This is a genomic window from Alteribacter salitolerans, assembly GCF_016901055.1.
In the GTDB taxonomy this organism is placed as follows: Bacteria; Bacillota; Bacilli; order Bacillales; family Salisediminibacteriaceae; genus Alteribacter; species Alteribacter keqinensis.
The window spans coordinates 130,866-142,642 of sequence record NZ_JAFEUX010000009.1; the positions used below are offsets into that span (position 1 = coordinate 130,866).

General features: G+C 44.0%; 12 protein-coding genes. 1 reads left to right on the top strand and 11 read right to left on the bottom strand.

Features of this window, described 5'->3' with window-relative positions; all coding sequences use genetic code 11:
- Positions 1-675 precede the first annotated feature (675 nt).
- From JSY36_RS16490 to JSY36_RS16500, 3 genes are all read right to left on the bottom strand, one after another.
- Positions 676-1,641: an ROK family glucokinase gene (locus JSY36_RS16490; protein ID WP_205167178.1), complete on the bottom strand. Its 966-nt coding sequence runs from the start codon at positions 1,639-1,641 to the stop codon at positions 676-678.
- Between the two features lie 206 nt (positions 1,642-1,847).
- Entirely contained in the window at positions 1,848-2,045 is a 198-nt protein-coding gene (locus tag JSY36_RS16495; RefSeq protein ID WP_205167179.1) for a YqgQ family protein, read from the bottom strand.
- A gap of 33 nt (positions 2,046-2,078) precedes the next feature.
- A complete protein-coding gene (locus JSY36_RS16500) occupies positions 2,079-2,585 on the bottom strand; it encodes a hypothetical protein (protein WP_122896453.1) in 507 nt (168 codons plus the stop codon).
- A gap of 150 nt (positions 2,586-2,735) precedes the next feature.
- On the opposite strand from JSY36_RS16500, the gene JSY36_RS16505 reads away from it, so the two are divergent.
- Positions 2,736-3,131, top strand: coding sequence for a YueI family protein (locus JSY36_RS16505; protein WP_205167180.1), 396 nt, complete (start codon positions 2,736-2,738; stop codon positions 3,129-3,131).
- 55 nt (positions 3,132-3,186) lie between these two features.
- On the opposite strand, the gene JSY36_RS16510 is transcribed toward JSY36_RS16505, so the two are convergent.
- From JSY36_RS16510 to JSY36_RS16545, 8 genes are all read right to left on the bottom strand, one after another.
- Positions 3,187-4,647: a spore germination protein gene (locus tag JSY36_RS16510; RefSeq protein ID WP_205167181.1), complete on the bottom strand. Its 1,461-nt coding sequence runs from the start codon at positions 4,645-4,647 to the stop codon at positions 3,187-3,189.
- A gap of 284 nt (positions 4,648-4,931) precedes the next feature.
- Complete coding sequence (locus JSY36_RS16515) at positions 4,932-6,494, bottom strand: rhomboid family intramembrane serine protease (protein WP_205167182.1); 1,563 nt, start codon at positions 6,492-6,494, stop codon at positions 4,932-4,934.
- Entirely contained in the window at positions 6,491-7,222 is a 732-nt protein-coding gene (locus JSY36_RS16520) for an HAD family hydrolase (protein WP_122896449.1), read from the bottom strand. Before JSY36_RS16520 ends, JSY36_RS16515 begins: the two co-directional genes overlap by 4 nt.
- A gap of 320 nt (positions 7,223-7,542) precedes the next feature.
- Entirely contained in the window at positions 7,543-7,722 is a 180-nt protein-coding gene (locus JSY36_RS16525; RefSeq protein WP_122896448.1) for a hypothetical protein, read from the bottom strand.
- 87 nt (positions 7,723-7,809) lie between these two features.
- Positions 7,810-8,778 (bottom strand): L-lactate dehydrogenase, encoded by a 969-nt coding sequence (locus JSY36_RS16530; RefSeq protein ID WP_205167183.1) that lies wholly within the window; start codon positions 8,776-8,778, stop codon positions 7,810-7,812.
- Positions 8,779-8,993: 215 nt separating this feature from the next.
- A complete protein-coding gene (locus JSY36_RS16535) occupies positions 8,994-10,010 on the bottom strand; it encodes a ThiF family adenylyltransferase (protein WP_205167184.1) in 1,017 nt (338 codons plus the stop codon).
- A gap of 15 nt (positions 10,011-10,025) precedes the next feature.
- Positions 10,026-10,817, bottom strand: a complete 792-nt coding sequence (locus JSY36_RS16540; RefSeq protein ID WP_205167185.1) for a DUF92 domain-containing protein — start codon at positions 10,815-10,817, stop codon at positions 10,026-10,028.
- On the bottom strand, positions 10,814-11,389 hold the full coding sequence (locus JSY36_RS16545) for a 5-formyltetrahydrofolate cyclo-ligase (protein WP_205167186.1): 576 nt from the start codon (positions 11,387-11,389) through the stop codon (positions 10,814-10,816). Before JSY36_RS16545 ends, JSY36_RS16540 begins: the two co-directional genes overlap by 4 nt.
- Between the last annotated feature and the right edge of the window lie 388 nt (positions 11,390-11,777).

Sequence of the window (11,777 nt, forward strand, 5' to 3'; positions counted from 1 at the left end):
TTTTCCTTAATTCGTTAATAGTATACCTGTTTTGATATGTTTGAGCCAAAAACAATGGACTCCTAATTATTAAAAAAGGGCTCACAGGAGACAACCCATGCAATCAGCATAAATCATCCAGTGAGTTTGCAGAACCTGATACAAAAAGAAAGAGGCTGGGACAGAAGTGTTTTGTCAACGAGAATCCGAACGAACAAATGAGGTGCAAATACATGGCTCCTGAAATATACTCCCCCTTTTCGCGGGAAGCGGGTTACCCTCCTCCAGCTTTCCTGATTCTTCCTCTGCCAGCTAACCTGAGAAGCTGACTAATCGAAGCAACTCGTCGCATTTTCAAAAAGTAAGCGCTCGTCACTGTGGGGTCTCACCTTTGCTTTTCAGAAGGCACTGAAAAAGTTCGATCTTTAACTTTTCCAGTGCCTTCTAAGCAATGAGCGTAACGGTTGCCATTTTTTAAAGCCTGATATGAGTGGGTTTCTCGTATCAGGCGCGCATCCGCTGAAGCCATTGCGACTCAAATAAAAGCCACTTAAAAAGTTGTTTTGTACTTTTTCAGTGGCTTCCTTTTAATCCCGCAGGAATCTGCGTATATTTCATCCTCTATGTTATCGCATTGTTCGGAATCTCAGCTAAACACTTTCTTTATGTCCCAGCCTCTTTCATTTATGTTAATCATTATCCTTTTTCCTTAACGAGCCAGGCAGCACCGATCACTCCAGCGTCGTTACCAAGGCGGGCAACCTGGAATGTCGTTTCTTCAGCAATTTTCGGGAGTGCAAAGCGGTCAAAGTGCGGCCGAAGTGCGTTTAACAGCTTTTCTTCTGCTTTAGATACTCCTCCGCCTATAACAATAACATTCGGATTAAGGCTGTTTGCAAGATTCCCAATTGCAAGGCCCAGGTGGTACATCGCTTCATGAATAACCTCTTTCGCACTTTGGTCATTCTTCTCTGCTGCATCAAACACATCTTTCGCTGTTACCATTCCGGTGTTTTCAAACTGGTCAAACAGTGCTCCGGCTTTACTGGCTTCAATTTTTTCCATGGCAAGTCTAACTATTCCGGTGGCAGAACTTACGGTTTCAAGACATCCGGTTTTTCCGCAGTTACAAGGGGCTCCCCCTTCAGGAACGGAAGTGATATGACCAATCTCACCGGCCATTCCGTACGCTCCATGAAGGACGAAACCTTCAGAAATGATGCCGCCGCCTACACCAGTTCCAAGAGTTACACAAAGCATATTTTTCGCACCGTCCCCGGCACCTTTCCACATCTCTCCGGCAGCAGCCAGATTGGCATCGTTGTCAGCAAAAACAGGAACCCCGGTTTCTTTTTCAAGGCGTTCCTTTAATGGATAGTTTCTCCAGCCGATATTAACGGCCTGATAGATAAACCCCGTATCTGCTTCAATAAAACCAGGGGCCCCTACACCAATCCCTTTGATGTCTTTAAAGCCTGCATCAAGGGAATAAAGCTTGTCCTCCAATGCTGAAGCAATATGTCCCGGGATGTGATGACCTGAATCACTTATATCAGTAGGAACTTCCCACTTCGTTATAAAGCTTCCGGCTTCATCTAATATGGCAAGTTTAATTGTTGTTCCGCCTACGTCCACGCCGGCAAGCCAGTTTTTGTTTTCCATATGTATCATCCTTTTTTCTATGCTGTTTACACAAATATTGTATCACGATTTTATGTTTTTTCTTATGTTTATCTTTACTGGTCATGACTGAAACCCCTGCCCGTCTGAAGGGAAACGTGATGGTTTCAAGGGATTTCACTATTCTTTGCAGCAGACTCCGTGACATGGGCCCAGGATCATCCTGGCCCCGTAAAAGCAGAACCCGGTTACCTGCGTGCTATCCGGCTTTTCTCCTGTTTGATGATCATTTTTGCCTGCAGATAGTCGTTATTATCAATCATGTTCATTTTATGAAGCTCCCCCAGTTCTTCTCCCATAAGGTCAAGATCATCAGAACGATCACCAGTATAGATGATTGTCCCAAAGCGTTTAAGTAACTGCTGTATGTCAAAATAGGTTTTCATTTTTATCCTCCGTCAGCCTCTGATCATCATTTATTATACCAGTTTTAAAACGGCGATAAAAACAAATAGAAGGATCGGTACATATTGAACAAGAAAGCGAAACTCCATTAAATTCTTTAACCGCCAGACAAGCCAGGCACTGCTCACCACGCCAACAGCAAAAACGACTGTAAACAACACGATGAACCACTTTGAGAAGCCTGCAATGCCGATTTCGAAACCGAGAAAGAAAAAGAATACCGCGAGTACACCCCAGTGCAAAAGTCCTCTCGTAGGAATGTAACCGAAGGATGGGTGATAGGTACGAAAGAAAAAAACCGCAAGAATAACAGAAACAAAAGAGATAAGCCCTTTTAACAGTGGATCAGGGAACCAGAGCCAACCTCCCAGCAGCATGCCGATCCATACGAAAAAAAAGAAAATCAGCCCTGTTACAGTGAATATCATCTGCCAGGAGAAGACGAGCTTGGCGGTAAGTAACGAACCGACGGCAACTCCTGTTAATAAAATAAAAAATGTAAATACGATGACTTCAATCATTGGTAAGCCCCCCTCGGTTATGTGTATGAATGAAAGCCGCCGTTAAGGACAAGAATTTGTATTGTAAGGACTCGAGAAAAACTGGTATAATGAGGATGTAAAAAGATTGAGAAGTACTGAGCAAACTCAAGACAGAAACGGGGAATTACTATGTCAGAGGAAAAATTAAAAGAAGTACTCAAGCAAGGCATCTATGGTTCACCTGAAATCCGGCCGGATGAGCGAAAGCTTTTTCTTTCCACATTAAGAGAGCGGGTCTACCTTGCCCTTACGAACAGACAGGTGCGCGAGCGTGGAATGTATGATCAGGCACTGCGTATGATGAAAAATCATTCTGATGTAACGATGTATATAAATGGCTCACTTAATTATCCTTCCTATTCTAATTATGTAAAGGAAGCGAATAAGAATGGCGTCCAGTTTACGATTGTAAACGACGGAAAAGATTCTCCTGTCGGTCTCGTTCTGGCTTCTTGTACAGCAGTTGAAAAAGAGAAAATCTTTATTACAGACGAATTGTATGAACGTGATATGGGTAATGGGTAATGGGTGATGAAAATGCAGAAAGCTGACTCCGCAAAAGGTGCGTGAGTCAGCTTTTTTATTTGTCCGGATCGATAGGGTGGATTGATCTGGGACGGCGGTTCTTTAATGGCATGGGAGCTCTGAAAACCACATCCCTTAACCCTCTGAGGTTTAATGGCAGGAACGGCCAGAAATAAGGTGTATCGAAAGAGCGCATACCGGCAAGCAGCAGGATAAGCAGTGTCGTACCGATAATGTATCCGGGTACGTGAAAAAAAGCGCATAAAAGCAGAAGGGCAATTCTCATCAGACGGTTTGCCAGACTCATCTCATAGCTTGGTGTCGCAAATGAGCCTACTGCGGAAATAGCAAGGTAGAGAACCACTTCATGAGAAAATAGCCCGACTTCAATCGCCACTTCCCCTATCAGAATGGCAGCAACAAGCCCAAGGGCGGTAGCAAGAGCCGACGGTGTATGAATAGCTGCCATCCTGAGCATCTCAATTCCGATTTCAGCCAGGAGAAACTGGCCGATCAATGGTACTTCCCCAGGTTCATCAATACCAATATAGGAAAGCCCATCTGGCAGAAGATCAGCGTTTTGAGCGAATAAAAACCACAGGGGAAGTAAAAAAATACTTGTCCAGACAGCCGCAAAACGAACCATCCTTAAGGCACTTCCCACTATAGGCTTTTGGCGGTATTCTTCAGCATGCTGAAGGTGGTGCCAAAATGTTGTCGGCGTAATAATAACACTCGGTGATCCGTCTACAGTAATAAGAACGTGTCCTTCCAGCACGTGTGAGGCGGCAACATCGGGGCGTTCTGTGTACCTCACAACCGGGTAGGGATTCTTATGCTGTCCGAACAAATACTCTTCGATGGTCTTATCCCCCATAGGAAGTCCGTCAGTGTCAATTTCATCAAGGCTGCTCTTAATATATTCAATAAGTTCATGATCAGCAATATCTGCGAGATACGTAATACACACGTCACTCATAGACCTGCGCCCAATTCTGATATATTCATTTCGCAGGTTCCGGTCGCGGATCCGCCTTCTTACCAGTCCTGCATTAAAAACCATTGTTTCAACAAAACCGTCCCTTGAGCCGCGAATGACCTGTTCGGAATCCGGCTCAGAAGGTCCTCTGATTTCATATTCACGGGTATCAATAACAAGTGCCTCGGACTGACCATCGATAAGGAGGACAGCAGGACCGGACAAAATCTCAACCAAAGCTTCTTCGAGATCATCTACTTTTTCAAGCTCTATGTACGGTATCCGTGATTTGAGAAGGTGATCAAGAATATTATCTTTTGTTGCACCGTCGATATGGTTTAATTCTCTTTGTATCTGAGTAAGAGCGTCGTCCTTTGCAAAACCGTCGACTGTGTATAGAGCCATTTCAATACCGTCATATTCGAGATCAAGGTTGATCAAATCAAAACTCTTATCAACCGCGAGCTCTCTGTTAAGATAATCAATATTTTCTTTCAGACATGGTGAAACCGGTTGTTTCTTTGGCAGCTTCTTCATTTAAATCCCTCCTCCCTTCACCTCATTTTCTGCCAAAACCACCTTTTCAATGCAAAAAATAAAATAAACCCCTTAATTATTACAAGGGGTCAGACCCTGAACAGTTGTTCAGGTAAGGAAAGCCTGTAAAATAGCGATTTCTGATTTTACAGGGTCTGACCCTTTGTAATATAAGGCAAAACAAAAAGGCGGTCCGGGATGGCTGAATACCTTTCCGGACCGCCTGCTTCGGCGCTTTTTATAGTTGTTATCGAAGCTTCAGTACAACTAATGCTTCACTTAGCTTAGGACGGATTCCTCCGTTCAATCTCTTCCTGAAGCTCTCTGAACTGACTGTTATCAGGGTCCAAAGACACTGCCCGCTCTACGGAATCCTTAGCTACTTCAATTTTGCCGGTCTGATAGTAGACCAGAGCCAGGTTATAATGAGCCGGAGCAAAATCCTGATCGAGTTCAATGGCTTTCTTGAAATATGGCTCAGCTTCATCGAGCTGATCCTCCATTGCATATGTATTCCCTAAAAGGAAATACACCTCTTTCATTTGGACTCCGCCCTCCACAGCCAGAGTCAGGTAACGCCTTGCTTCGTCATACTCCTCTTCCTGAAAGTACTCCTGACCAATCTGAGCATACGCAAGAGATCCGCTTCCATCTGACGGCTTTGTATAACCGTAAACCATTAAAGCAAAAATTCCAATTACAGTAATCCCCAAAGCCGCAAGCCTTCTTCCTGTATTGAAAGAAGATCTGGGAAGGTTCACTATTGCCGAAGCAAAAAAGCCGCCAACAAGTCCGCCTATATGTGCCCCGTTATCAATCATCGGGACAAGGAATCCCAGACTGAGGTTAATGATGAGGATGACAATGACGTTCATTCCCATCGTTCTGAAAAACAGTCGTTTATGTTTAAGGCCAAAGTAGAGAAGTGCCCCAAAGCAACCAAAAATAGCACCACTGGCCCCGGCAGAAACCTGCTCATTAAAGGCAAAGCTCGCTACAGACCCTGAAAGTCCGGCTACAGCATAAATGATGATGAAACGACCTGTGCCAAAAATCCGTTCCACTGCCCCGCCTAAATAAAAAAGCGCAAGGGAATTCATAAACAAATGGAGAAAACCGATGTGTAAAAACATAGCGCTGAAAAAGCGCCACCATTCTCCGTCATGAATAAGAGGGTTGAATTTAGCACCGAACTTAATAAGAGTACGAATATCCGTGGATGATCCTTCCCGTTCGACTAAAGCAAACATGCCCAGGATTGCAGCCAGCAGCAGGAAAGTAAATACCGGTTTACCGTATAAAAAAAGACTTCTTTCATCTTCAATCCGTTTGTCCTCTGCCTTTTTCACCTGACGCCGGAGCATTCTTACCATCTCGTCTTCCTCTTCAATCATTCCGGGAGGCAGGAAATCCGGCATCTCTTTTAACTTCCATTCTGTAGCAAGAGGAAACATCACTGTCTGCAGCGTATCCTCCGTGAGCAGTATGGTTCTCATCTGCTGCTTTCCTCCGGCAGTGAGAGGAAGCGGCCGGTCGGTTAACTCTTCCCATGAGTCAACCGGTGGATACGTGGAAACAATCAAACTGATTACATTTGCCTGCCTGAGGCCCAGTTTTTTTCTGACCTGCTTAGCTTTTTGTTCCGTTTCCTTTATATCCGAGCGCAGCTCCCTTGACCAGTCCAAATCCTTTCTGCATATACGGATAATCTGATATGGTTCTTTTCTGTCGTCTTCAAGCCACGCTTCCCGGTCACTCTTTGAAAGGTGAACGACCCGCATTCCTTCTTTATTAACGAGATGATAAAGCAGCTCCCAAAACCTAAGCTGCTGAGTGAGGAGACTCATTCACCGACCTCCTTCTCGATCACCTGCTTTACTTGTAACAAAGTGTTACACTCAGCCACCGGTGAATGCTCTGTTGTTCTTTTTTCGCCTCTTGAATTCAGGAAGATACTGTCCCAGCCAGCTTCGATGGCTCCGATAACATCATGCTTCCATGAATCTCCTACAAACAGAACAGGTTCCTGCAGACCGAACCTTTCTTTTGCAAGCATGAAAATCCTTTTATCCGGTTTGGCCACATCAACCTCTTCACTCACAATCATCTGATGGTCAGAAACCCACTTTGCTATACCTAGTTTTTGCAATTTATTATATTGTGTATCTGCTGTACCATTTGTAATGATTCCTATCTTCATCTTATGCTTTCTGAGAAACGAGAGAAGTGATTCCAGTCCTTCGTAGGGGATGCTGTAGTCATCAACAATAGCGTAGTATCGTTCATGAAACCAATCAGCATCTATTTCTGTAAAAGGAAGCTCAAGTTCTTTTACCGTTTCCAAAAATCGAAGCCGCCTGTACTCTTTGGGCGACACCTCTCTTTTTTCAAACGATTCCCAGTAACGATCACTGTTATGCTTGAAAAGCGGGAAGAACTCGTCAAAGGAAACGTTCTTCACATGCGATATACCGTTCATTAGTTCATGAAAGCATTGCTCTATGGCAAGCTTAAACGCCTGTTCATGACTGAATAATGTATTATCTAAATCAAAGCAGACACTGTTCCATTTCATTTGTTATCCCCCCTTGTCATTATATCAAGGTAAGATGCGGTTTACGAAGATTCATGCTTTATTTCAATATTTACAGCACTCTAAAACGTACGCTCATCGCATTCCCATTTCCCAAGGGTGCCCGGTGAGCTTATCATGCTCTGTGAAGCCACTTATAAAGTCCATTTTTCTTATAAAAGACTCTGCTGGAGTTTGCCGGCACCGTCACGGAAAGCAAAGGGCGCGTAGGCTTCACATCGTTATATAATGACCCTTAACACAGCCATGTTTTAAAAAACAGAAAAGAAGCCCTGAACCATTCAGGACCTCCTTCATGTTAATCAGCGCAGCACCTGTGATACCATCCGGTCTCTTACTGCAGGAATTCTCATAACTGAACTGACTGCCAGCCGGCGTAACCAAGCACGCTTTAAAAAAGCATTGATTACACGGTACCGTATGCGATAAAGAAACAAACCTCCGATAAAAGCGCCAAGAATCACCCATATGCGATTATCCACGCCCATCCCTCCTTCTTTTTTATAGGATGGATTGGATTGACAAAGTTATCCGCTGTAATGCCCTACAGGAAAAAACTTCCATGATGTTTATTTTATCATGTCATGAACAGGCTGCATGGCTTTTTTTAACGTTGATGCAGACTCCTGAAGCTGCTGCATCTCTTCTTTATTTAAGTCGATTTCAACCACCCGCTCGATACCGTTTTTATTCACGACGGCAGGTACTCCGATATAGAGATCACGAAGACCATATTCCCCCTCCAGAAGAGTGGAAACGGTCAGGATGGAATTCTCATTGCGTAAGATGGCTTTTGTCAGTCGTATTAATCCAAGAGCAATCGCATAATGAGTTGCTCCTTTTCTTTCGATAATATCATAGGCTGCATCCCTTACATTAACGAAAATCTGATCGAGATCTTCCTGAGACGCATCAGGTTTGTATTTTTCAATATAGCGATCCAGTGGTTCGAGACCTACACGAGCCTGGCTCCAGACTGGAAGCTCGGTATCACCATGCTCCCCCAGGATATAGGCATGAATGTTTCTTACATCAAGATTTAAATAGTCGCTGAGTAGAAACCTGAACCGTGCACTGTCCAGAATAGTACCTGAACCGATGACTCTTTCCATCGGCAGACCCGAGAACTTCCAGGTGGCATAGGACAAAATATCAACCGGGTTTGTTGCAACAATGAATATACCGTTAAAGCCACTTCCCATCACTTCATCTACGATTGATTTAAAGATCACAGCATTTTTTTCGATCAAGTCAAGCCTTGTTTCACCTGGTTTTTGATTAGCACCGGCTGTGATCACAACAATATCCGCTTCACTGCAGTCCTGATAATCTCCAGCCCATATTTTCATAGGAGATCCAAAAGGCAGACCGTGGTTTAAATCCATCGCATCCCCCTCTGCTTTCGCTTTATTGAGATCAATTAACACCATTTCATCTGCCACATTTTGATTGATTAATGCAAAAGCATAACTTGAACCTACAAAACCTGTACCAATAACAGCAACTCTGGTTGTTTTGTTTCCATATTGTGTTTGCAAGATAACTCCACCTTCCCTGATTCGATTCAATCTGGTTTATTAAATCCAATCCCGTTGTATCGAATTTCGATTACCCGGGCACCATTACCTGCAAAAAATCGGATTTACTTGCTTCGGGTGCCTCCACTTAGATTGTACATTATTTCACAATCTCATAAAACAAAAAACGAAGGTATTGTTTGACAACTTTTTGTCCAACCTCCGTTTTGTTCGTATTAGCTTCCGATATATTTTGCGTAAATTACTTTTGCTTCCTGCTCCTCTTCCGTTCCCTGCACAAGGGTCCGTCCATCCGGAAAGAGAACGAGGGTAATCTTTCCTTCCAATTGCACTCTTACGAGGAACGGGGTCTTTTTAACTTCCCCGAGATGTTCAAGACGCTTTGCCCAGTAGGAAAGATCAAAGGGTTCTCTTCCTTCGATTTGAACCGTATCTCTTCCGCACAGCGTGGAAATTCCAGGTCCTCCACCACCGGTCAGTGAAGGATAATCTTTTTTAGTACACGTTACACAATCATCTTTTTGTTTCATTTTCATCTCAAAACGATGGTTTCTCCAGATATCAAAGGTAAGAAGTGTTTTTCTAACTTCCTTTTCATTACCTGTGAGAATTTTTAATGCTTCCACCGTCTGATAGCTTGCAGCAATATCCACAGCAGGGGACAGCACCCCTGTTGTGTCACATGTTTCTCCGGTACCCGATGACGGAGAAATCATGCAGCGGAGACACGGAGTAATACCGGGGATGAAAGTGGCCTGCATTCCCCGCGAGCTGACTGCCCCGCCATATATGTATGGAATGCCAAGCTTATATGCCGCATCATTTAAAAGAAAACGGGTATCAAGGTTGTCTGTACCGTCTAAAACGATATGCGAACTATGAAGAAGAGATAAGACATTTTCATGCGTCACGTCTGTTATATAACCCTTGATATTAACTTCAGCATTCATCTTCTTAAGGCGCCGCTCTGCTGCTGCAGCTTTGGGAACCATCTCCCTGGCATCTTCCTCATCAAAGAGCATTTGTCTATGAAGATTGCTGAATTCCACGTAGTCTCTGTCTGCAAAAGAAACAGAACCTACACCTGCACGCACAAGATGGTTGGCAAGAACCGAACCAAGGGCGCCCATACCAACAATGAATACTTCTTTATCAGCGAGTCTTTCCTGACCGGCTCTTCCGATCGGATCAAACAATTCCTGTCTTGAATAACGATTTGAAATGTTTTGCAATCCTCCCACCTCATTTTAGATGATCACGTACACAATCCACGTAATAAAAACGGCAGAGGCTGTACAAAGATGGTTAACAACGTCATTGTTTATAAATGACACGCCTCTGATCCTGACAGTACGATACCCGCAATGGCGCGTTCTTTCTGTTTTCTCCCCGCACCCGGGACACTCGTATAACGCTTGTATCGTTCCCCCTGCTATTGTATCAATCAATTGAGCAGTAAAACCAATCACTGAAATGAGAACAAACGTATAAATGGTAAACGGTTCTTCGCTCAGAAACATAAACAGGAATGAAGAAACACCTATTATTAAACTTCCAGCTGCCGCTCCTAAAGTCCCAATGACTGACACAGCACCGGACTGCCCTTTTACAGCTGGTTTAAGTCTGATTAAATCAAGAGGACACCTTTTGCTCAGACGACCGAATTCCGACGCCCACGTGTCACTGGTAGCAGCAGCAAAACCACTCAAAAAAGCAATGAGCCAGACACTGTCCCCGGTAAAAAGATAAAAGACAGCACAAACAGCAGGCCATCCTCCATTGGCAAGGACCTGCCTTGCATCCCGGCGATTACCTTTTTCTTCTATTGTATTACTCTCAACTCTCTTATCAAGCACTTTCCCCAGAACCGAAGACGTGAGAAAAAAGACAGCAAGGATTAACAGTCCATACAAATCAAAGGCAACGCCAATCAGCAAAGCTACCAAAAGAGCCATTAATGTCCCGCTGTTTGTGAGTGACCCTTTAAACCGGGCTCCTGCTGCCAGGAGAAAAATACCCGCAACGGTCAGCACACTCATGGGCGAATAAACCTTTTTTCGGTTATGATCGACTTTACTGCTATATCATGTTCCTCCGTGGGCAGATTTGCCCTTAATTGAATTTCATAGGCAAGAGAACATGTGTACAGGCTGGGGTTTCCTGAAAGAAGACGGTCATAATAGCCTCCACCGTACCCGATTCTGTATCCCTTGTCTGAATACACGATTCCCGGTACAAGAAGAAAATCAAGATCATCTTCGTTCACCTTTTTGCACTTCAGCGGGTCCGGCTCCTTCAGACCGTAAAAACTGTCCTCTAACTGTTCAAGTGAGGTTATGTGATAAAAGATCAACGTTTTTTTATCCGGATCACACTTCGGTGCAGCCATCTGTTTGTTCTCTTCGAGGCCTCTTGCGAAAATCTCGTATGTATCAATTTCACGGCCGACAGAAAGAGTAATCCCTACATTCCCTGCACGCTTCCATTCAGGCTGTTCAAAAAGTATATTATGTATTTTGCTTGTTTTTAAGGCAAGATCTTCGGGGTCTTCTTTACTCAGGTGACGTTTCACCTCATCGCGCATCAGGCGCTTTACTTCTTTAGCCTCCATCAGTGACACCTCATTTCACAGCTCCGTAATAATCTGTTGCTCAATTGCATCCTGAATCTTACACACATACACAGCTATCTTGCCTGACCCTGTTCTTTTATCATTATACTAAAAAAAGCGACTTATTAAAGTCGCTTTCAGGCTGTTGAGAAAGTCTTTTCTCAACAGCCTTTTCTTTTTGTGTTTAATAATCCAACTATTCAGATATTTATAGTACACTAATAATAAAGGGTCTAGTATGAATTGCACATAAAAGCAGAGATCCTGCATCCGCTTCAGACGGACGCTTTCCGCGGGCAACGCTTCAGCCTCCTCACTCCGTTGCGGGGTCTTCAGCTGTTGCTTTTCCCGCTGGAGTCGCCGTCTTCCGCTACTGCCTACTATTATA

Coding starts and splice junctions, on each gene's coding strand:
- JSY36_RS16490 (WP_205167178.1), bottom strand. CDS start 1,641: ATGGAAAACAAAAACTGGCTTGCCGGCGTGGACGTAGGCGGAACAACA.
- JSY36_RS16495 (WP_205167179.1), bottom strand. CDS start 2,045: ATGAAAACCTATTTTGACATACAGCAGTTACTTAAACGCTTTGGGACA.
- JSY36_RS16500 (WP_122896453.1), bottom strand. CDS start 2,585: ATGATTGAAGTCATCGTATTTACATTTTTTATTTTATTAACAGGAGTT.
- JSY36_RS16505 (WP_205167180.1), top strand. CDS start 2,736: ATGTCAGAGGAAAAATTAAAAGAAGTACTCAAGCAAGGCATCTATGGT.
- JSY36_RS16510 (WP_205167181.1), bottom strand. CDS start 4,647: ATGAAGAAGCTGCCAAAGAAACAACCGGTTTCACCATGTCTGAAAGAA.
- JSY36_RS16515 (WP_205167182.1), bottom strand. CDS start 6,494: ATGAGTCTCCTCACTCAGCAGCTTAGGTTTTGGGAGCTGCTTTATCAT.
- JSY36_RS16520 (WP_122896449.1), bottom strand. CDS start 7,222: ATGAAATGGAACAGTGTCTGCTTTGATTTAGATAATACATTATTCAGT.
- JSY36_RS16540 (WP_205167185.1), bottom strand. CDS start 10,817: ATGAGTGTGCTGACCGTTGCGGGTATTTTTCTCCTGGCAGCAGGAGCC.
- JSY36_RS16545 (WP_205167186.1), bottom strand. CDS start 11,389: ATGGAGGCTAAAGAAGTAAAGCGCCTGATGCGCGATGAGGTGAAACGT.